This is a genomic window from Variovorax sp. LARHSF232 (assembly GCF_052871435.1).
Genome location: NZ_JBIXJS010000005.1, coordinates 276869 through 297027, shown reverse-complemented (window position 1 = coordinate 297027; position 20159 = coordinate 276869). Strand labels below are relative to the sequence as shown.

At 65.9% G+C, this 20159-nt stretch carries 21 protein-coding genes and 1 pseudogene; 7 read left to right on the top strand and 15 right to left on the bottom strand.

The genetic code is table 11. The features are described from left to right. Window positions 1–562: 562 nt before the first annotated feature. The gene (locus ACIPRI_RS15610) at window positions 563–958 is read right to left on the bottom strand and encodes an ATPase (protein WP_446622362.1); all 396 of its coding nucleotides are present in this window, start codon (window positions 956–958) and stop codon (window positions 563–565) included. Window positions 959–1184: 226 nt separating this feature from the next. Continuing rightward, on the bottom strand, window positions 1185–1715 hold the full coding sequence (radC, locus tag ACIPRI_RS15605) for a RadC family protein (protein WP_446622361.1): 531 nt from the start codon (window positions 1713–1715) through the stop codon (window positions 1185–1187). A gap of 265 nt (window positions 1716–1980) precedes the next feature. On the opposite strand from radC, the pseudogene ACIPRI_RS15600 reads away from it, so the two are divergent. After that, window positions 1981–2193, top strand: a pseudogene (locus tag ACIPRI_RS15600) (DUF2274 domain-containing protein); the annotation flags it as partial. 111 nt (window positions 2194–2304) lie between these two features. After that, window positions 2305–2676 carry a helix-turn-helix transcriptional regulator gene (locus tag ACIPRI_RS15595; RefSeq protein WP_446622360.1) on the top strand — a complete coding sequence of 124 codons (372 nt, stop codon included), beginning with the start codon at window positions 2305–2307 and terminating at the stop codon, window positions 2674–2676. A gap of 180 nt (window positions 2677–2856) precedes the next feature. On the opposite strand, the gene ACIPRI_RS15590 is transcribed toward ACIPRI_RS15595, so the two are convergent. The 4 genes from ACIPRI_RS15590 to guaB form a co-directional block, all read right to left on the bottom strand. Continuing rightward, window positions 2857–4113: a tyrosine-type recombinase/integrase gene (locus tag ACIPRI_RS15590; protein WP_446622359.1), complete on the bottom strand. Its 1257-nt coding sequence runs from the start codon at window positions 4111–4113 to the stop codon at window positions 2857–2859. A 300-nt stretch (window positions 4114–4413) separates the two neighbouring features. Beyond that, on the bottom strand, window positions 4414–6027 hold the full coding sequence (gene guaA, locus ACIPRI_RS15585; RefSeq protein ID WP_446622358.1) for a glutamine-hydrolyzing GMP synthase: 1614 nt from the start codon (window positions 6025–6027) through the stop codon (window positions 4414–4416). Further along, complete coding sequence (locus tag ACIPRI_RS15580; RefSeq protein ID WP_446622357.1) at window positions 6027–6761, bottom strand: STING domain-containing protein; 735 nt, start codon at window positions 6759–6761, stop codon at window positions 6027–6029. The genes guaA and ACIPRI_RS15580 overlap by 1 nt, the downstream gene beginning before the upstream one ends. A 16-nt stretch (window positions 6762–6777) precedes the next feature. Then, complete coding sequence (gene guaB, locus ACIPRI_RS15575; protein WP_446622356.1) at window positions 6778–8247, bottom strand: IMP dehydrogenase; 1470 nt, start codon at window positions 8245–8247, stop codon at window positions 6778–6780. A 175-nt stretch (window positions 8248–8422) separates the two neighbouring features. On the opposite strand from guaB, the gene ACIPRI_RS15570 reads away from it, so the two are divergent. Beyond that, complete coding sequence (locus tag ACIPRI_RS15570) at window positions 8423–8986, top strand: DUF4124 domain-containing protein (protein WP_446622355.1); 564 nt, start codon at window positions 8423–8425, stop codon at window positions 8984–8986. A 9-nt stretch (window positions 8987–8995) separates the two neighbouring features. Here the strand turns inward: ACIPRI_RS15570 and ACIPRI_RS15565 are convergent, their stop codons facing one another. Together ACIPRI_RS15565 and ACIPRI_RS15560 are read right to left on the bottom strand one after the other, a co-directional pair. Continuing rightward, window positions 8996–9334: an RnfH family protein gene (locus ACIPRI_RS15565; RefSeq protein ID WP_446622354.1), complete on the bottom strand. Its 339-nt coding sequence runs from the start codon at window positions 9332–9334 to the stop codon at window positions 8996–8998. Beyond that, complete coding sequence (locus ACIPRI_RS15560) at window positions 9331–9780, bottom strand: type II toxin-antitoxin system RatA family toxin (protein ID WP_446622353.1); 450 nt, start codon at window positions 9778–9780, stop codon at window positions 9331–9333. Before ACIPRI_RS15560 ends, ACIPRI_RS15565 begins: the two co-directional genes overlap by 4 nt. 64 nt (window positions 9781–9844) lie before the next feature. Here ACIPRI_RS15560 and smpB point away from each other — a divergent pair, with 64 nt between their 5' ends. The 4 genes from smpB (at window position 9845) to ACIPRI_RS15540 (ending at window position 12107) form a co-directional block, all read left to right on the top strand. Further along, window positions 9845–10324, top strand: coding sequence for an SsrA-binding protein SmpB (smpB, locus tag ACIPRI_RS15555; RefSeq protein WP_446622352.1), 480 nt, complete (start codon window positions 9845–9847; stop codon window positions 10322–10324). A gap of 90 nt (window positions 10325–10414) precedes the next feature. Continuing rightward, window positions 10415–10927: an RNA polymerase sigma factor gene (locus tag ACIPRI_RS15550; RefSeq protein ID WP_446622351.1), complete on the top strand. Its 513-nt coding sequence runs from the start codon at window positions 10415–10417 to the stop codon at window positions 10925–10927. A 10-nt stretch (window positions 10928–10937) separates the two neighbouring features. Then, the gene (locus tag ACIPRI_RS15545; RefSeq protein WP_446622350.1) at window positions 10938–11654 is read left to right on the top strand and encodes an anti-sigma factor family protein; all 717 of its coding nucleotides are present in this window, start codon (window positions 10938–10940) and stop codon (window positions 11652–11654) included. Window positions 11655–11723: 69 nt separating this feature from the next. Beyond that, entirely contained in the window at window positions 11724–12107 is a 384-nt protein-coding gene (locus tag ACIPRI_RS15540) for a COG4315 family predicted lipoprotein (RefSeq protein ID WP_446622349.1), read from the top strand. Window positions 12108–12160: 53 nt separating this feature from the next. On the opposite strand, the gene ACIPRI_RS15535 is transcribed toward ACIPRI_RS15540, so the two are convergent. From ACIPRI_RS15535 to infB, 7 genes are all read right to left on the bottom strand, one after another. Beyond that, the gene (locus tag ACIPRI_RS15535; RefSeq protein WP_446622348.1) at window positions 12161–12538 is read right to left on the bottom strand and encodes a YXWGXW repeat-containing protein; all 378 of its coding nucleotides are present in this window, start codon (window positions 12536–12538) and stop codon (window positions 12161–12163) included. A gap of 45 nt (window positions 12539–12583) precedes the next feature. Further along, a complete protein-coding gene (locus ACIPRI_RS15530; RefSeq protein ID WP_446622347.1) occupies window positions 12584–13003 on the bottom strand; it encodes a hypothetical protein in 420 nt (139 codons plus the stop codon). Between the two features lie 86 nt (window positions 13004–13089). Then, on the bottom strand, window positions 13090–13974 hold the full coding sequence (locus ACIPRI_RS15525) for a DMT family transporter (RefSeq protein ID WP_446622346.1): 885 nt from the start codon (window positions 13972–13974) through the stop codon (window positions 13090–13092). Window positions 13975–13979: 5 nt separating this feature from the next. Next, window positions 13980–15815: a translational GTPase TypA gene (gene typA, locus ACIPRI_RS15520; protein WP_446622345.1), complete on the bottom strand. Its 1836-nt coding sequence runs from the start codon at window positions 15813–15815 to the stop codon at window positions 13980–13982. After that, window positions 15812–16789 (bottom strand): tRNA pseudouridine(55) synthase TruB, encoded by a 978-nt coding sequence (gene truB, locus ACIPRI_RS15515; protein ID WP_446622344.1) that lies wholly within the window; start codon window positions 16787–16789, stop codon window positions 15812–15814. Before truB ends, typA begins: the two co-directional genes overlap by 4 nt. Before the next feature lie 2 nt (window positions 16790–16791). Continuing rightward, a complete protein-coding gene (gene rbfA / locus ACIPRI_RS15510) occupies window positions 16792–17163 on the bottom strand; it encodes a 30S ribosome-binding factor RbfA (RefSeq protein WP_446622343.1) in 372 nt (123 codons plus the stop codon). A gap of 19 nt (window positions 17164–17182) precedes the next feature. Further along, window positions 17183–20137: a translation initiation factor IF-2 gene (gene infB, locus ACIPRI_RS15505; protein WP_446622342.1), complete on the bottom strand. Its 2955-nt coding sequence runs from the start codon at window positions 20135–20137 to the stop codon at window positions 17183–17185. Window positions 20138–20159: the final 22 nt, after the last annotated feature.

The following is a 20159-nucleotide window of genomic DNA, read 5'->3' as shown; positions in this document are numbered from 1 at the left end:
CAACGCCCGCTGGAAATCAAATGAAACGCGCGCGGCACCCCGGCCGCGCGCGAGCGCCGATGACATCGACCGAATAGGAAAGGAAACGCCCCGGCCAAGGCCGGGGCATCATGCTCACGCCGTGGCATGCGTATCGATAGCTCCTTGTCCCGCTCGGGGACGTTGAACAGGAAGATGGAACAGGCGAAAGGGATGGATTCATTCGGTGCTCTGCGTGGGTGCGCTCCTTGAGGGTTTTGGCTCCGCAGGGGCCGCGAAGCCCTTTCGCGGCCATGCGGGGCCGGCTAGGGCCGGCGCGGGTGCGCCGTCGAGGGACGAAGCGAAGGCGCTGGCGCGGCCCGCAGGCGAAGCCGAGCCCACGAGAGCAGTAGCGGCCCTTGACGGAAGGAGCGCCTATAGAGGCCAGGCAAGCCGCCGAAGGCGGCGCGCAGGTGGCAGGCACTGCCACCGGGGAGAACACGGTCGACCCGCAGGGGGGCACCGAGACCCGATGAGTAGCAAGAGAAACGGTGCGCCGCACCCGCGATCCGCGGCACGACGCACGGAGCGTTTCAGCGCACGCTCAATCCGCCACCGGCGACACCATCGCGTGCAATTGCTCAATCACGCCGGGTTCGACGAATACGCACGGCTGATCGGCTGCGATCGGCACGTTGAACACCCTGGCGAACACCTCGCGCTTCAGATGGGCCAGACGCCCCGTCCGATAGGCCTGCTCCGGCTTCATGCGGCCGTTGCCCGACGGCGAACCGCTGCGCTTCGGGTCGCACTCGACCAGCGCGACAAAGCCGTCATCGGACAGTTTCTGGTGTTCGGCGCACAGCCCCCAGCCCGTTACCGTGTGGCGCTTCATGCTCGCGCGCAGGCGCCTGTCGAGCAGGATGCTGCCGGTATCGAAGCTGGCGCCGCATACCAGGCAGACGCGCTGCTCCAGCGAAACGTGCGATTTCTCGTTCATGATGATCTCCGGTTGCTCGGGCGGAATTGCCCGGAACCGTGGCCAGCACGACGCAGCGCAGCAGTCAGGGGTCAACGACGGCCGAACGGCCGCAAGCGCTATGGCGCGCAGCCCTTGACGGCGAGCACGTCGTGCTACGGTGTAGGAGCCAGCAAGACCGCCCCTGACCTCCAGCGAATGCACGGACCGGCGAGCGCAGCAAAATGTGGGGCCGAAGCCCCTGGGTTCACAGCAGCCCGCGCTCGGCAAAGCTGAGCACGTCGGCCCCGGCCACGATCAAGTGGTCCAACACCTGTACGTCCACCAGCGCAGCCGCCTGCTTGAGCATCTGGGTCAGATGCTCATCGGCCCGCGACGGTTCGACGCAGCCGCTCGGGTGGCAGTGCACCAGCAGCAGCGTCGAGCTGTTGAGCCTCAGCGCATCCTTGACCACCTCGCGCGGATAGACCGAGGTCTGCGTCACTGTGCCGCGGAACATCTCCACGTAGTCGATCACCCGGTGCTGAGCGTCCAAGTGAACCACCGCAAAGATCTCATGCGGAAGTGCCCCGAGCCGCGCCCGCAGGAAGTCCCTGACCACCGCCGGCGAGTTCAGCACATCGCTCCCACGCACCCGGCCTGCCAGCACCCGCTGCGCCGCGGCCAGCACCTCATCGGCCTCGGCCGGCCGGCACGCGCCCGCGACGTCACGGACCAGCAGCGAGAACGAAGCGACGGAAACGAAGGAATCGAGGGAAGACAACAGATCGTGCGCCATGGCCAACTCCAGTGATCGGGCGGGATTGCCCGAGGCCGGAGACGGCACGCCGCAGCGCAGCGGTCACAGGTTCGAAGACGGCCGGCAGGACGCCAGCGTGCGCAGCACGCGCAGACCTTGACCGCGAGACCGGTGTGCGAGGATGAAGGGAACAGCAAGCCGCCTAACCACAGCAAAAAGCGCAAGCAAGCGCAGCGCGCAGGCCCGCGGGAAGCGAAGGCCGAAGACGTCAGCGATGGAAGCCGAAAGGTCGAGACGCATCTTGCGGCTCGATGCGAAGCACGCACAGCGCGGCCGGGCCGGGCCGGGGATCGTTACCACGTTGATTCCACACATGCTGGAGGCGTTCGTGGCTAGGGACCGGGGATTCCGATCCCGTTCGCCGAGCTCTCCAACACGAGCGGTTCCGAGGAGCACGCCCTCAACCTGGCGCCGGCGTCGATCGCGGCGCGAAGCGGCGCGCATTTCAAATGCGTGACTTGGATGGCGCCCTTTCCGCTTGGCCCCAGCGGGTTGTTCCGATCGCTGTCGATAGCCACCATGGCTTCTATGGACAGAGAACTATTTGGCCCCATCGATGGATGCTCGCATGGAACACAGCGCTGAAAACAAAGTGCCGACTCAGCCCAGGCAAACACCGCTCCCGGGCACTGATGGCTATGACAACTTGCCGCAGTTTCCCGCCAGGTTCCCCCTGCCCTTTCGTCGAACCATCCGACGCCATGAACTCCACCAGATCGTCCCCTTGGCGCAGACGACTGTCTACGAAATGGAGCAACGCGGCGAGTTTCCGCGTCGGTTCAATCTCACCGCCCGCTGCGTCGTCTGGGACTTGGAGGAAGTCCAGGCCTGGATCGACACGCGCAAGCAGGCATCGCGATCGGGACAGGAGGGTAAGACCTTCGGCCCGGACGTCTCGCAACGAAAGCACCGCCCCGTGCGCAGCGCCGGTTTCTGCTGATGATCGTTTCAGCGACTCAATCCCCAATGGTTTAAGAAGTCCTTGAATTGATCATCTGGAGTGCTCTTTCCATGAGTTTCATGAACTCCTGAGCAGGGCCAGCGCAAAGACCTGCCCGGCGCGGCGGCCAGGATCGGCCTTCGCCAATCCCTCCCTCAAGGTGCGACCAAAAAGCGGCGCTCATACTGACGCCCTCAGCACCGGCACCGCCACGTTGTCCGGCATCAGCGTCGGCACATAGGTCTGGCCATCGACCCACGCATCGATGAGGTTGGCCCACTCTTGCAGCATGTGGCGCCGTTGCTCGGCGTATTCGGCCTTGTTGTAGACCGAGCGTGACGAACGGCCGTCCTCATGCGCCAGGCACTTCTCGATCCAGTCGCCGTTGAAGCCGATTTCGTTGAGCAGCGTCGAGCCGGTACGACGAAGATCGTGCACCGTGAACGGTTCCAGCGGCAGGCCAGCCGCCCTCGCCCGCTCGGACACGATCTGGGTGACCCGGTTGAGCGTTGCCTTCGACATGCAGCGGTCCGCGTCGTAGCGCGACGGCAGAACGTACTTCGACCCCGCCGCGCAGGTGTGCAGCGCGACGAAGATGTCCACGGCCTGGGAGGACAGGTAGACGACGTGGGGGTTGCGCCCCTTCATCCGTGACTTCGGGATCGTCCAGGTCGCGTTCTCGAAATCGACCTCCGACCAGGTCGCCTCGATGAGTTCGCTCTTGCGTACCAGCGTCAGCAGGATCAGCCGCAGCGCCAGGCGAATGGTCGGGTACGTGGCCACCGACTCCATCTGCCTGCACATCAGGCGGATCTCCATCGGCGACAACGACCGATCCTTCGGCACGAAGGTCGCGATCGAGGCCGCGCCGACGTCGTCGGCTGGATTGGCCACCTTCTCCCCGTGCAGGATGGCGAAGGCGTAGACCTGCTTGACGATGTCGCGAACATGGACGGCCGTGGCCGGCGCTCCGCGGGCCTTGACCTTGTTGCACAAGGCTCGCAGGTCATCGGCGCTGATCTCGGTGAGCAGCCGGTTCTTGAAGGCCGGCAGGATGTCGCGATCGACGATGCTCTTGCGCATCGCCCGGGTGCTGTCGGCCATGCGGGCATCGACCAGCCAGCGGCCGGTCATGTCGCCGAAGGTCTTGGCGGCCGTGAGACGCCGCTTCTCACGCTGTTTTTCATGGGCCGGGGACTCGCCCCGGGCAACGGCCCGCTTGGCGTCCAGCAATTTCTCCCGAGCCAAGGCGAGCGAGATGCCGGCAGGACCGTACCTACCAAGGGTGAGCGTCTCCCGGCGGCCGTTGAGACGGTAGTCGTAACGGAAAGCGATGGTGCCTGCCGTCGATACCGTCACGTACATGCCGTCGCGGTCGAAAGCCTTGTACGGCGCGGCTTTTGGCTTGAGGTTGCGTAGCGCGGTGTCGGTCAACATCGAGGTTTTACCTCCTGGTTGTGACGGTTTTTACCGTCAGGGGTCAGGAGACCTGAAGATGCCTTGGAACCCGCATGAAACCTAGCTTTTCATCGAGCTTTTTACCGTCCAGACCGAAAAAAACTGGATAGTAAACAAGCGGGTCTGAATCCGGGCCTCAGTTCTTACCGTCAGCTTTACCGCCAAACCGTTCCGCTGGCCGGCGATAGCCAACGATAGTCGCCGTGACGTAAATCTTTTTAAATCAATGACTTACGGCGACTTTTCGATTGCTGGCGATAGTCCCTGAAGGACCCGATTTCACTCCCATTCGATCGTCGCCGGCGGCTTGCTCGAGACGTCGTAGGTCACGCGGTTGATGCCGCGCACTTCATTGATGATGCGGCCCGACACCTTCTTCAACAGCGCATAAGGAAGCTCGGCCCAGTCGGCGGTCATGAAGTCGCTGGTCTGCACCGCGCGCAGCGCCACGACGTAGTCGTAGGTGCGGCCGTCGCCCATCACGCCCACGCTCTTGACCGGCAGGAAGACGGTGAAGGCTTGGCTGGTGAGGTCGTACCAGGTCTTGCCGCTGGACGCATCCTTGAAGTTGCGCAGTTCCTCGATGAAGATCGCATCGGCACGGCGCAGCAGGTCGGCGTACTCCTTCTTCACTTCGCCCAGGATGCGCACACCCAGGCCGGGGCCCGGGAACGGGTGGCGATACACCATCTCGGGCGGCAGGCCCAGGGCCACGCCCAGCTCGCGCACCTCGTCCTTGAACAGGTCGCGCAGCGGCTCCAGCAGCTTCAGACCCAGTTGCTCCGGCAGGCCGCCCACGTTGTGGTGGCTCTTGATGGTGACGGCCTTCTTGCTTTTGGCGCCGCCCGACTCGATCACGTCCGGGTAGATGGTGCCTTGGGCCAGCCACTTGGCGCCCTTGGCGCCGGCACTGGTGAGCTTGGCCGCTTCCTGCTTGAACACGGTGACGAACTCGCCGCCGATGATCTTGCGCTTGGCTTCCGGGTCGCTCACGCCGGCCAGCTTGCCCAGGAACAGCTCGCTGGCATCCACGCGGATCACCTTGGCGTGCAGCTTGCCGACGAACATGTCCATCACCATGTCGCCTTCGTTCAGGCGCAACAGGCCATGGTCGACGAACACGCAGGTGAGCTGGTCGCCGATGGCGCGATGGATGAGGGCCGCCGCCACCGAGGAGTCGACGCCGCCCGACAGGCCGAGGATCACTTCCTCGTCGCCCACCTGCTCGCGGATCTTTTCCACCGCTTCGGCAATGTGGTCGCGCATCACCCAGTCGGGCTTGACCTTGCAGATGCCCAGCACGAAGCGCTCCAGCAGTGCCTTGCCCTGCACCGTGTGGGTGACTTCGGGGTGGAACTGCACGCCGTAGAAATGGCGCTCCTCGTCGGCCATGCCGGCGATCGGGCAGGACTCGGTGGAGGCCATCAGCTTGAAGCCGGGCGGCAGCTCGGTGACCTTGTCGCCGTGGCTCATCCACACGTTGAGCATGCCGTGGCCTTCGGGCGTGGTGAAGTCCGCGATGTCCTTCAAGAGCGCGGTATGGCCGCGCGCGCGCACCGCGGCAAAGCCGAACTCGCGCTTGTGGCCACCTTCGACCTTGCCGCCCAGCTGGTGCGCCATGGCCTGCATGCCATAGCAGATGCCCAGCACCGGCACGCCCAGTTCGAACACGGCGGCAGGCGCCTTGTCGGTGCTTTCTTCATAGACGCTGGCGTGGCTGCCCGAGAGGATCACGCCCTTGAGCGCGCCGTCTTTCGCGTATTCGCGGATCCATTCGTCGCTCACATCGCAGGGATGAACTTCAGAATAGACATGTGCTTCGCGCACGCGCCGCGCGATCAGCTGGGTGACTTGCGAGCCGAAGTCGAGGATGAGGATTTTCTGGTGTTGCATTAGAGGTGAACCATGCTTGAATCGGTGAATCGGACGCGGCCCGCGGTGATGTCGGTTGCGAGCAGCTTCACCAGCTCGTCGAAGAACATGTTGATCAGGTTGCGCGTGATGATCTCTTGCTCGTCATTGGAAAGTGCGATCTCGGACTTGCGCGTGCGCTCGGCACTGCGGTAGTCGACCAGGCTCTTCAAGGTGAGCAACGTGGACGGAAAATCCACGTAGCGCAGCCTGGCCTGCGTGCCACCCTCGAGGCTTTCGACCACCAGCACGTCGCGAACCCGCTTGCCCTCGCCCTCCAGGTGCCGCACCGATGAGCGATAGCCGCGCTCGACGATCTTCTGCTTGAAGCCTTTCACGGCGCCATCCTCCAGCTGGGCCAGCCCTTCGGGCCGGAACACGACGAAAGTGCCTTCGGGCGAAAGCGTCTTGAGGTCATCGATGGCCTGGCGGGCGAAGTTGCTGACGTAGCCGTGGGCCAGCGCAAACGCGAGCGAGTAGTTCTCGTCGAAGTTGGCCTTCATGCTCATGCGGATCACCGTGAGCGCGGCGAAGATGGCCGACAGCAGCGTGAAGAGGCTGGCCCAGGAACCCGGCTTGTCGGGCTCGGCCGCCACGCCCAACAAGATTGCGATGAAGGCCAGCAAGGCGAACGAAGCGGCGAGCAAGCCCCGCGTCCGGATGCTGGCGGCCACCAGCTTCAGATAGAGCCAATAGTCGTGAGCCAGCCGCAACAACGACACGCTCTTGGCCTCACTCTGCCCGATAGTTGGGCGCTTCCTTCGTGATCTGCACGTCGTGTACGTGGCTCTCACGGATGCCGGCGGCGGTGATCTCGACGAACTCCGCCTTGGCCTTCATGTCGTCGATGGTGGCGCAGCCGCAGTAGCCCATGCTGGCGCGCAGGCCGCCCGACATCTGGTAGACGATGGAGACCATCGAGCCCTTGTAGGGCACCCGGCCTTCGATGCCTTCGGGCACCAGCTTGTCGGCGTTCGGATTGCCGGTGGTGGCTTCCTGGAAGTAGCGGTCGGCGCTGCCCTGCTGCATGGCGCCGATGGAGCCCATGCCGCGGTAGCTCTTGTAGCTGCGGCCCTGGTACAGCACGATTTCGCCCGGCGCCTCTTCGGTGCCGGCGAACATGCCACCCATCATCACGGTGCTGGCGCCGGCGGCGATGGCCTTGGCGATGTCGCCCGAATAGCGGATGCCGCCGTCTGCGATCAGCGGCACGCCGCTGCCCTGCAGCGCGGTGGCCACGTTGTCGATGGCCATGATCTGCGGCACGCCCACGCCGGCCACGATGCGGGTGGTGCAGATCGAGCCGGGGCCGATGCCCACCTTGACCGCGTCGGCACCGGCATCGGCCAGGGCGCGCGCCGCGTCGCCGGTGGCGATGTTGCCGCCGATCACGTCGACCTGCGGATAGTTCTGCTTGACCCAGCGCACGCGTTCGATCACGCCGGCGCTGTGGCCGTGCGCGGTGTCGACCACGATGGCGTCGACGCCGGCCTTCACCAGGGCCTCCACGCGCTCCTCGGTGCCCGCGCCCACGCCGACCGCCGCCCCCACGCGCAGGCGCCCCGAGGGGTCGCGCGCGGCGTTCGGGAAGCTGGTCTGCTTGGTGATGTCCTTGACGGTGATGAGGCCCTTGAGCGCCCATTCCTTGTTGATGACCAGGAGGCGCTCCAGCTTGTGCTTGTTCAGCAGGGCCTTGGCCTCGGCCAGCGTGGTGCCGTCGGGCACCGTGATCAGCTTCTCGCGCGGCGTCATGATCTCGCTCACCGGTACGTCGTAGCGCGTTTCGAAGCGCAGGTCGCGGCCGGTGACGATGCCGACCACCTTGCCGCCATCCAGCACCGGGAAGCCCGAGATGCCGAGCTCTTCCGACAGCTGCATCACCTGCAGCACGGTGTGCGTGGGGGTGATCACCACCGGATCGCGCAGCACGCCCGATTCGTAGCGCTTGACCTTCGCCACTTCGCTCGCCTGCTGCGCCGGCGTGAGGTTCTTGTGGACGATGCCGATGCCGCCTTCTTGCGCGATCGCGATCGCAAGGCGCGCTTCGGTCACGGTGTCCATCGCCGCGGACACCAGCGGCAGGTTCAAGGTGATGTTGCGCGAGAGGCGGGTGGCGAGGGAGGTGTCCTTGGGCAGGACCTGGGAGAACGCTGGCACCAGCAACACGTCGTCGAAGGTGAGCGCTTTGCCGAGAAGGCGCATGGGTGAGGCTCCAAAAGACGGATTGTAACGATTGATCGGTACTTACCCGCTCGCGCCAAGAGAAGACCTGCGCCGCCCAAGTCATACAAATGTATGTGGCGAATTCACAGCGCCCGACGCTCGGCGCGCCGACCAAACACGTTGCAAAAGGTAAGCCGGCGCTAAACTTCCGAGCATGAAACTCGTCTTGCGTCAGCTCTTGTCCGGATGCCTTGGCTGCTGTCTGTTGCTGCCCCTGGCAGCCCAGGCCCAATGGCAATGGATCGACAAGAGCGGCAAGCCCGTGTTCAGCGACACGGCACCGCCGCCCGACATTCCAGAGAAGAACATCCAGCGCCGCGGCAACCTGCCGCCACCGCGCCCCAATCCGGCCATCGTGCTGCCGGATGGCGACGGCGCTAGCGCTGACAACAACGGCAACAAGACGCAGTCGGCCAAGGCGCCCTCCTCCTCGGCACCCGCACCCGAGGCCAAGCCGCGGGTCGACAAGGAACTGGACGAGAAGATCAAGAAGCAGGAAGAAGCCGAAAAGGCCAAGAAGGCCGCCGAAGCGCAGAAGCTCGCGCAGGCCAAGGCCGAAAACTGCGGCCGTGCCCGCCAAGCCAAGGCCACCTATGACAGCGGCATCCGCGTGGCGCGCCTGAACGCCCAGGGCGAGCGCGAGATCATCGACGACAACACGCGGGCGCAGGAGCAGAAGCGCCTGCAGTCGGTCATCGACAGCGACTGCGCCAAGTAGCGACAGCCTTCAGTAGCCTGCCTTGGCGCCGGCCCGGCGCTTGGCGAACAGGCCGGTGCCACGGGCACCCTGGCGCGCGAAGCGTTCGCGCCGCGCCACTTTCGGGTCGACCGTGAGATCGCGGCACAGTTCGATGCGGTCGCCGTCCTTGAGCCGCTGCTCCCAATCCACCGCCTTGCCCCAGACACCCGGCTGCAGCGCCTGCCAATCCAGCTGCGCGAACTCGGCGGCGGCCAGGCGGCTGGCCAGCACCGCATCGCGCGCGCTGGCGCCGTCTTTCAGCAGCAGCACTTCTTCGTACACCACGCGAGGCGCCGGAGAACATGCGAGGGTGATCTGAATGCTCATGGCACCTCAGCGTACACCTGCTCGGCCCGCTTGACGAAGGCATCGACCAGGGTGGAGGCCACCTTGTCGAACACCGGCCCGACCAGGGTCTGCAAGGTGACGCTGTCGAAGCCGTAGTGCAGCTCCAGCTCGACCCGGCAGGCGCGCTCGCCCTCGCCGCCCACCGGCGCGAACTTCCAGGTGCCGTCCAGGCGCGAGAACGGGCCGTCGACCAGCTTCAGGTGCACCTCGCGCCCCGGCACATGGGTGTTGCGGGTGGTGAAGGAATGGTGAAAGCCGCCGAAGGCGAGGCCCACTTGAGCCGTCATGCCGGCTTCGTCTTCCTCGATGACGCGCGCCTTGTCGCACCAGGGCAAAAACTCGGGATAGCGCGCCACATCGGTGACCAGTGCATACATCTCCTCTGCGCTGAACCAGATGAGAACGGACTTGTGAACGGTTTTCATAGAATCGAGAGGCAGGGCGCGAAGCATTGTATTGAAGCCATGCCGACCCCATCTCTCCCCTCACATGGCCACCAACAAGAAACCCGACCCCTCCACCCGCATCGCCGACAACAAGAAGGCGGCCTACAACTATTTCTTCGAAGAGCGCTTCGAGGCCGGCATGGTGCTGGAAGGCTGGGAAGTGAAGGCCTTGCGCGAAGGCAAGGTGCAACTGACCGACGGCTACGTGGTGATCCGCAACGGCGAGCTGTTCGTGCTGGGCTGCCAGATCAACCCGCTCAAGAGCGCCTCGACCCACGTCAATCCTGATTCGGTGCGCACCAAGAAGCTGCTGCTGCACAAGGAGCAGATCCGCCGCCTGATCGGAAAAATCGAGCAGAAGGGCTACACCCTGGTGCCGCTCAACCTTCACTGGAAGGCCGGCAAGGTCAAGTGCGAGATCGCGCTGGCCAAGGGCAAGGCCGAGCACGACAAGCGCGACACCATCAAGGACCGCGAAGGCAAGCGCGAGGTGGAGCGCGCGATGAAGAGCCGCAACCGCTGAGAAGCTGTGAAGTTTTTTTTTGCGGGGTGGCGGAATAATCCGCCGGCGCCAGGTGTTCATGCAGAAAGAACGCCCTAAGCACGCACCTGCATGAACACCGCCCCCATCGTCGCCTGCATTCCGGCCCTGCGCCGTTATGCGCGCGCGCTCACCGGCGATGCCTGGGCGGCGGACGACCTGGTGCAGGACACGCTCGAACGCGCCTGCGCCAAGTGGCGCTTGTGGCGCGTGGGCAGCGACCTGCGGGCCTGGCTCTTCACCATCATGCACAACGTCTGGCTCAATCAGGCGCGGCAGGCGCCGCCTCGTGGCACACGGGTCGACATCGATGACGCCGCCCAGACGCTGTGCGCGCCCGAAGCCGAGCCCGGCCTTCTGATCGACCTGCAGCGCTGCCTGCTGCAGCTCCCGCAGGAGCAGCGCGCGGTGCTGCTGCTGGCCGCACTGGAAGACTTCAGCTATGACGAGATCGCCAAGGTGCTGGCCATTCCGGCCGGCACGGTGATGTCCCGGCTGTCGCGCGCTCGCGCGCGCCTGGCTGAGCTCATGGATGGCGGCCAGACGCCGGCACCGGCGCGCCCGCAACTGCGCCGCTTGAAGTAGGAAGACTGGCATGAGCGCTCCCACCGCCCCCCAAGACGACGACGCCCGTGCCTGGGCCGCGCAGCGCGAGGCCCTGCGTGGCCTGCATCGCGAGGTGCTGGACGAGCCGGTGCCTGCGCATCTGCTCGATGCCGTGCAACGCAAGCATCCGGCGCCGCGACGCTGGCTGCAGGCCGCCGCCCTCGCCGCCTCCGTCCTGCTCGCTTTCGGGGCCGGCTGGATGGGTCATGGCCAGTGGGCGCAAAGCCAGGGCGGCGGCTTGGCCGCACGCCCTGCGACACCGCCCGCGGCCCTTGCCTTTGCGCATGACGCGGCACTGGCCCATGCCGTCTATTCGCCCGAGAAGCGCCATCCAGTCGAGGTGGCCGCGGCCGAGCAGCAACATCTGGTGCAATGGCTGTCGCGCCGGCTCGACAAGCCCTTGCAGGTGCCCGACCTGTCGGCACAGGGCTACACGCTGGTGGGCGGCAGGCTGCTGCCCGGCGAGGCCGGCGCGCGCGCCCAATTCATGTTCGAGGATGCCGCAGGCCAACGGGTCACGCTCTACATCGGCGCACTCGCGGCACGCGACGGCATCGCCGCCCAGGAAAGCGCTTTTCGTTTCGCAGCCGACGACCCGGTCTCCAGTTTCTACTGGGCCGACCAGGGTTTCGGCTACGCCCTGGCCGGCAAGCTGCCTCGCGAGGCGCTGCTGGCAATTGCCACCGCGGTGTACAAGCAGCTCTGATATCAAGATCAGGCCGCATACACTGCAGCGTCGACTTTCATTCGTCGTCAACCAAAGGAGAAAAACCTCATGAAACTGCTCAGTGCTTCGATCCTCGCTGCCGCCCTTCTGGCCGGCTGCGGCAGCATGTCCACGGCACCCGCCGACACGCCGACCAAGACGGTCGACAACGTGCTGATCGGCCCGAACGGCATGACGCTCTACACCTTTGCGCGCGATACCGAAGGCAGTGGCAAGTCGGCCTGCAATGGCCAATGCGCCGCCAACTGGCCGCCGCTGCTGGCCGCCGACAATGCCAAGCCCATGGGCGGCTACACCATCGTCACGCGCGACGACGGCAAGAAGCAGTGGGCCTACAAGGGCTCGCCGCTGTACTACTGGGCGAAGGACGCGAAGGCCGGCGACCGCACCGGCGACGGCGTCGCCGGCGCGTGGAAGATCGCGCGCCCCTGAAAGAAGCTGCGGGCGGTCGTCAGTAGACCGCCGTCATGCCAAGGCGCTGCTCTTCAGCAGCGCCCTTTTTTTGCCTGGCCGGGCGGGCAATGATCGGAGCCTTGGCCACCGCCCTTGCCCTTGGACTTCCAGTTGCCTTCGACCCAGCGGTAGCCGCCGTCGGCCTTCACCCAGCGGCCGGGTGCGTAGTCGTAGTCCGGTCGCGCCGGCTCCCAGCGGCCCGGCCGCCAGACGTAGTCGTTGTTGCCCCAATACCAGTTGCCCTGGATCCAGATCTGTCCGGAGCGTGGCGAGGGCATGACCTCGTAGCGCGGCGCCGGCGGCGCAACGGCAATGATGCCGGGCACGTTGATGTTCACCGAAACCTGGGCCGGTGCCACCAGCGGCGTGGCAGCCACGGCGCAAGCAAGCGCCAAGAAGATTTTGCGCATAGGTCAATTCGCTCCTGTTGTTGTCAACTTCAGTATCGCCTTCGATCAATCGTCGTCGCGATCGCGATGGCGGTGATGGTGGCGATGGCCGCGGCGATGATCGTCGTCATCGTCGTAGTCATGGCGGTCATGCCGTTGATGATGATGCTTGCCGTGCGGCCTCCAGCCGCCGTCGACCCAGCGGTAGCCGCCGCCCACGGGCACCCAGCGGCCGGCCGCCCAGGCATGGTCGGGACGGGCCCGCTGCCAGTACCCCGGCCGCCAGGCGTAGTCGCCCTGGTGCCAGTGCCAATTCCCTTGAACCCACAGATGACCCGGCCGCGGCGCCGGCATGTACTCGACGCGCGGTGCCGGCGGAGCCACCGAGATGATGCCCGGCACGTTGATGTTGACCGAGACCTGCGCCGAGGCCGCCATCGGCAACAGCGCCGCAGCGGTGGCCAGGCTCACAACCAAAGTTCGCATTCCTTGTCCTTTTTGTCTTTCAAGGCCCTGAATTGAACGCGGCAGCCGTGCATGGCGTTGTCAGCCAACGCCGCATCCGCGCGCTTTCAGGCGAGCTGCAGGCGTGCGCGCCAACCAAGAAATTCATTGATCACCAGCGCGCCGATCACGAGCGCACCGCCGGTCAGCACCTGCGGTGCCGGCACCTCGTTCGCGCCGATCCAGGCAAAGCCGATGCCGAAGATCACCTCGAGCAAGGCCAGGAGCGACACCTCCGGCGCCTTCAGAACGCGCGCGCAGATCACCGACAGCGAGCAGGGAATCGCCAGCTGCACCAGCCCCAGGAAGGCCAGCAGGCCGATGTCGTGAGCGCTGGCGCGCAACGGCCAGGCCAGCGGCAAGGTACTGGCCGCCGAGATGAGCGCGCCAACCAGCACCGCGGGCACCAGGTCGATCTTGTGGCCCTGGGCGCCGGCATGCTGCACCACCGTCCAGTTGCATGCGGCCGCCAGCGGCACGCACAGCGCCACGAAGGTGCCCAGCGCCTGGCCCTGCTCCAGCTTGGTGGCGTACATCCAGGCGATGCCGGCGCCGGCCACGAAAATCGCGCCCCAGGTGCGCGCCGGCAGCCGGTGGCCGATGAAAAAGCGCGACGCCAGTGCAGTGAACAGCGGCCCCAGGGCCATGGTCACCAGCACGTTCGCGGTGGAGGTGAGCGTGAGCGCCACCATGAAGGCGGTGAACATCACGCTCCAGCACAGGCCCGAGAGCCACAGCGCCCGGCCGCCTTCGCGCAGCTTGCGCGCAAGCACTGCACGGCCCTGCCAGAGCGTCAGGATGACCAGCAGCGAGATGGCGGTGAAGAGACTACGCCAGAAGGTCACCTCGAAGCTGCGCGCATGCTCCAGGTGGCGCGTGACGACGCCGGCCGTGGCCCACATGAGGGTCACAGCGACCATCATCCAGACCGCGCGGCCGTGCGACAGCGCCATGCTGTTTAGGCGGCGGTCTCGCGGCTGGCGCGCTTGCGCTCGTGCTCCTTGAGGAAGCGCTTGCGCAGGCGCACGCTCTTGGGCGTGATCTCGACCAGCTCGTCGTCCTCGATGAACTCGACGCCGTATTCCAGCGTGAGGTCGATCGGCGGCGTGATCTTGATCGCGTCTTCCTTGCCCGAGACACGGAAGTTGGTGAGCTGCTTGGTGCGGGTGGCGTTCACCACCAGGTCGTTGTCGCGGCTGTGGATGCCGACGATCATGCCTTCGTAGACGGGATCGTTGGCGCGCACGAACATGCGGCCGCGGTCGTCCAGCTTGCCCAGGGCGTAGGTGAAGATTTCACCGTCGTCCATCGAGATCAGCACGCCGTTCTTGCGGCTGCCGATGTCGCCCTTGTGCGGCTCGTAGCTGTCGAAGATGTTGGAGATGAGGCCCGAGCCGCGCGTCAGGTTCAGGAACTCGTTGGTGAAGCCGATCAGGCCACGCGCCGGAATGCGGTACTCCAGGCGCACGCGGCCACGGCCGTCCGGTTCCATGTTGACCAGTTCGCCCTTGCGCTCGCCCAGGGCCTGCATCACGCCGCCCTGGTGCTGGTCTTCGATGTCGGCAGTCACCATTTCGATCGGCTCGTGGCGCACGCCATCGACGTCGCGGAACACCACGCGCGGTTTCGACACGGCCATCTCGTAGCCTTCGCGGCGCATGTTTTCCAACAGGATGGTCAGGTGCAGTTCACCGCGGCCCATGACTTCGAAGACGCCTTCTTCGCCGGTTTCCTTCACGCGCAGCGCCACGTTGTGCTGCAGTTCCTTCTGCAGGCGGTCCCAGATCTGGCGGCTGGTGACGAACTTGCCTTCGCGGCCGGCCAGCGGGCTGGTGTTGACGCAGAAGTTCATGGTCAAAGTCGGCTCGTCGACCTTGAGCATGGGCAGCGGCGCCGGGTTGACCGGATCGGTGATGGTGCTGCCGATGTTGATGTCGGCCAAGCCGTTGATCAGCACGATCTCGCCCGGGCCGGCCTCGGCGGCCTGCACGCGGTCCAGACCCTGGAAGGTCAGCACCTGATTGACCCGACCTTTGACTTGCTTGCCGTCCGGGCCTTCCATCACCACCACGTCCATCATGGGGCGGACGGTGCCGGCGTTGACGCGGCCCACGCCGATGCGGCCCACGAAGGTCGAGAAGTCGAGCGCCGAGATCTGCAGCTGCAGCGGCGCGGCGGGGTCGCCTGCATGTGCCGGCACGTGCTTCAGGACGGTGTCGAACAGGGCCGACATGTCGGGGCCCCACTGCTCGCCCGGTGCGCCCTCTTCCAGCGAAGACCAGCCGTTGATGCCCGAGGCATAGACCACCGGGAAGTCGAGCTGCTCATCGGTCGCGCCCAGCTTGTCGAACAGGTCGAAGGCGGCGTTCACCACCTGGTCGGGGCGTGCGCCCGGCTTGTCGACCTTGTTGACCACCAGGATGGGCTTGAGGCCCAGGGCCAGCGCCTTCTTGGTCACGAAGCGCGTCTGCGGCATCGGGCCTTCCTGTGCGTCGATCAGCAGCACCACGCCGTCCACCATCGACAGTGCACGCTCCACCTCGCCGCCGAAGTCCGCGTGGCCGGGGGTGTCGACGATGTTGATGTGCATGCCCTTCCAGGTCACCGCGCAGTTCTTGGCCAGGATGGTGATGCCGCGCTCTTTTTCGATGGCGTTGTTGTCCATCACCGTGTCGACCACCTTCTCGTGCTCGGCGAAGGTGCCGGACTGGCGCAGCAGCTGGTCGACCATCGTGGTCTTGCCGTGGTCCACGTGGGCAATGATGGCGATATTGCGGATTTGGTTGGTGCTCATGATGTTGTTTCGCAGGTGGTGTGTGCGTTCTTGGAAAGAAGAATTTGCTGGATTTCGATGGGGCTCAGCAAGCGCCCCGGGATCAGTTCGCCGGCCTTTGCATGGGCCGTGCCGAGAAAGCTGGCGGGCTCTTCGCCGAACACCGCCACGGCCGGCGCATCCGGCCAGGCGCCGCGCCGGCGCAGGCCCGAAAGGAAGCGGCCCGCATCTTCCGTGCCCAGCGTGACGCGGCTGTGATCGGCCACCAGCGCCTCGGTGGGCAGCAGTTGCGCCAGGCGCTCGCCGGCGTCCATGGCTTCCAGTGCTTCGAGCGTGACGCATTGGACTTCGGTAAAACCGCCGGTCGCCACGCGCCGCAGGCTGGCCAGGTGGGCACCACAGCCCAGCGCCTCGCCGATGTCTTCGCCCAGGGTCCGGATGTAGGTGCCCTTGCTGGCCTTGGCCGCGATGCGGATCAGCTTCGAAGCCTCGAAATCCGGCTCGAAACTGAGGTGCAGTTCGTGAATGACGACATCGCGTGGTGCACGCTCGACCTCGACGCCTTCACGGGCGTATTCGTAGAGCGCCTTGCCGTCCTTCTTGAGCGCGCTGTGCATCGGTGGCACCTGGCGGATCGGGCCGGTGAACTGCGCTGCCACACGGGCCAGGTCGGCCTCGCTGACTTGCACGGGACGCTCGGCGATCACTTCGCCTTCGGCGTCGGCCGTGCTGGTGCGCACGCCCAGCCGCGCCGTCGCGACATAGGTCTTGTCGGCATCCAGATGCAGCTGGCTGAACTTGGTGGCCGCGCCAAAGCACAGCGGCAGCACGCCTGTGGCCAGCGGATCGAGGGTGCCGGTATGGCCCGCCTTTTCGGCGCGCAGCAACCACTTGGCCTTCTGCAAGGCCTGGTTGCTCGAGAGGCCGAGCGGTTTGTCGAGCAGCAACACCCCATGCACAGGGCGCCGCTGCACCCTGGTGCGTGGCGCGTTCATGCCTACTCGTCTTTCGAGCGGGAAGCGACGGCCTGGGCGATCAGCGCGTTCATGTCGGCAGCGCGCTCGGTCGTCCGGTCGAAGTGGAAATGGAGCGTCGGCACCGTGTGGATGTGCAGACGCTTGAAGAGGCCGTTGCGCAGGAAGCCCGCCGCCTGGTTCAGCGCCTCGGTGGTTTCCACCGGGTCGCCGACCAGCAGGCTGAAATAGACCTGCGCATGCGCGTAGTCGGGCGTGACCTCGACGGCCTGGATGGTCACCATGCCCACGCGCGGGTCCTTCAACTCGCGCGCGATCAGCTCCGTCAGATCGCGCTGGATCTGATCGGCCACCTTGAACGCGCGGTTGGGGGTTGCGGCTTTTCTCTTAGGCATGGATCGCTCGGGCGACGCCTTACAGCGTACGCGCGATCTCCTTGATCTCGAAGAACTCCAGCTGATCACCTTCCTTGATGTCGTTGTAGTTCTTGAGCTTGATACCGCACTCGAAGCCTTCGCGCACTTCGCGGACATCGTCCTTCAGGCGCTTGAGCGATTCGACCTCGCCGGTGTAGACCACCACGTTGTCGCGCAGCAGGCGGAAATGCGAGCTGCGGTTGACATGGCCCGACGTGATGTAGGAGCCCGCCACCGTGCCGATCTTCGAAGCCACGAACACCGTGCGGATCTCGGCCGAGCCGATGATTTCCTCGCGGCGCTCCGGCGCCAGCATGCCCGACATGGCGACTTTCACTTCGTCCACCGCGTCGTAAATGATGCTGTAGTAGTTCAGCTGCACGCCGTTGCTGTCGGCCAGCTTGCGCGCACCGGCGTCGGCGCGCACGTTGAAGCCGATCACCACCGCCTTCGACGCGATCGCCAAGTTGATGTCGCTTTCGCTGATGCCACCGACACCCGCATAGACGATCTGCACCTTGACCTCTTCGGTCGCCAGCTTGAGCAGCGACTGGGCCAGCGCTTCCTGCGAACCCTGCACGTCGGCCTTGATGATGATGCGCAAGATCTGCACTTCACCCGCACTGAGGTCGCTGAACATGTTCTGCAGGTTCGCGGCCTGGGCCTTCGCCAGCTTGGTGTTGCGGAACTTGCCGGCACGGTAGGTGGCGATTTCGCGCGCACGGCGCTCGTCGCCCAGCACGATGAACTCATCGCCGGCCTGCGGCACTTCGGTCAGGCCCTGGATTTCCACCGGGATCGACGGACCCGCCGTCTTGATGGCCTTGCCGTCTTCGTCCAGCATGGCGCGCACACGGCCATAGGTCGAGCCGGCCAGCACCACGTCGCCGGTCTTGAGCGTGCCGGACTGCACCAGCACGGTCGCGACCGGGCCGCGGCCCTTGTCCAGCTGGGCTTCCACCACCAGGCCCTTGGCCGGGGCGTCCACCGGGGCCTTGAGCTCCAGCACTTCGGCCTGCAGCAGCACCTGCTCGAGGAGGTCGTCGACGCCCTGGCCGGTCTTGGCCGACACGGGCACGAAAGGCACGTCGCCGCCGTACTCTTCAGGCACCACGTCCTCGGTCACCAGCTCCTGCTTGACGCGGTCGGTGTTGGCGTCGGGCTTGTCGATCTTGTTGATCGCCACCACGATCGGCACGTTGGCCGCCTTGGCGTGCTTGATGGCTTCCTTGGTCTGGGGCATGACGCCGTCGTCGGCCGCCACCACCAGGATCACGATGTCGGTGGCCTGCGCACCACGGGCACGCATGGCCGTGAAGGCCTCGTGGCCCGGGGTGTCCAGGAAGGACACCATGCCGCGCTCGGTCTGCACATGGTAGGCACCGATGTGCTGCGTGATGCCGCCGGCTTCGCCCGCCGCCACCTTGGCGCGGCGGATGTAGTCCAGAAGCGAGGTCTTGCCGTGGTCGACGTGGCCCATCACGGTCACGACCGGCGCACGCGGCAGGGCTTCGACGCTCGTACCGCCGACGTCCTCGGTGATGAAGGCTTCCGGATCGTCCAGCGCCGCCACCACCGCGCTGTGGCCCATTTCTTCCACGATGATCATCGCGGTGTCCTGGTCCAGCGACTGGTTGATGGTGGCCATCTGGCCCAGCTTCATCAGTTGCTTGATCACTTCGCCGGCCTTGACCGACATCTTGTGGGCCAGCTCGGACACCGTGATGGTTTCGGGCACGTGCACTTCCAGCACGCGCGCTTCCACCGGCGCTGCCTGCACGTGATCTTCCTGGCCGCCACGGTCGCCGCCGCGGCGCCCGCGCGGGCCGCCGCGCCAGTTGCCACGGCCGACACCACCGCTGGCGTCACCGCGCGTCTTGATTTCCTTCTTCTTGGCCGGATCGCCAGCCCAGCTCGACGAGAGCTTGGAAGACTTGACGTCCTTGCTGCCGGGCGCGGCGGTACCCGGGGCGGCCGGCGCCGCGGCGCCAGCGCGCGCGGCAGGAGCCGCCGGTTTGTGCAACGTGCCCTTGACGGCCGGCTTGGGCACTTCCTTTTCGGGCGCCTTGTGCGGCACCAGCACGCGGGCCGGCGCGGCCAGCATGGCGCGGATCGCCTCAGCTTCGGCCAGCGCCTTGCGGCGGCGCTCGTCCAGATCGCGGGCGCGCGCAGCCTCTTCGTCGGCGCGAGCCTTCGATTCGGCTGCGGCCTTGGCCTTGGCATCTTCCTTGGCCTGCACGGCCGCGGCCTCGGCGACCGCCTTGTCGGCGGCAACCTTGTCGGCAGCAGCGCTTTCCGCCGCGGCCTTGTCGGCGGCGGCCTTGGACGGCGCAGGTGCGGGTGCAGCGGCCGGCGCTTCAGCGGTCTTCTTGCGGGCGGCTTCGGCAGCTTCCGCGGCCCGGGCCGCCTGCTCTGCCTTGGCAGCCTGTTCGGCTTGCTCGGCGCGCTCGGCCTGCTCGCGTTCGCGCGCTTCGGCTTCTTCGCGCACACGGCGCTTCTCGACCAGCTCTTCTTCCTGGCGGCGAATCAGCTCGGCCTGGCGGCGTGCTTCTTCTTCGCGGCGAGCCAGCTCGGCCTCGTCGATCCGCGGAGCGGCGGGCGCCGGCGCCTCGGCGGGCGCGGGTGCCTCGGCCACGGGGGCCGCATGGGGCTCGTCGCGCTGGATGAAGGTGCGCTTCTTGCGCACTTCCACCTGGATGGTGCGGGCTCGGCCGGTGGCGTCGGCCTGCTTGATCTCGCTGGTCGATTTCTTGACCAGGGTGATCTTCTTGCGCTCGGGCTCGGCCGTGCCGTGGCTGGCCTTCAGGTGGCCGAGCAGGCGCTGCTTGTCGGCCTCGGTGATCGCATCGGTCGGCGATGCCTTGGGCACGCCTGCGCTCCTGAACTGATCAAGCAGGAAATCGGGAGTCTTCTTGAGTTCGCTGGCGAACTCGGCAACGGTGGTGCTGGACATATGTGTTTCGGTGCTCCATCAC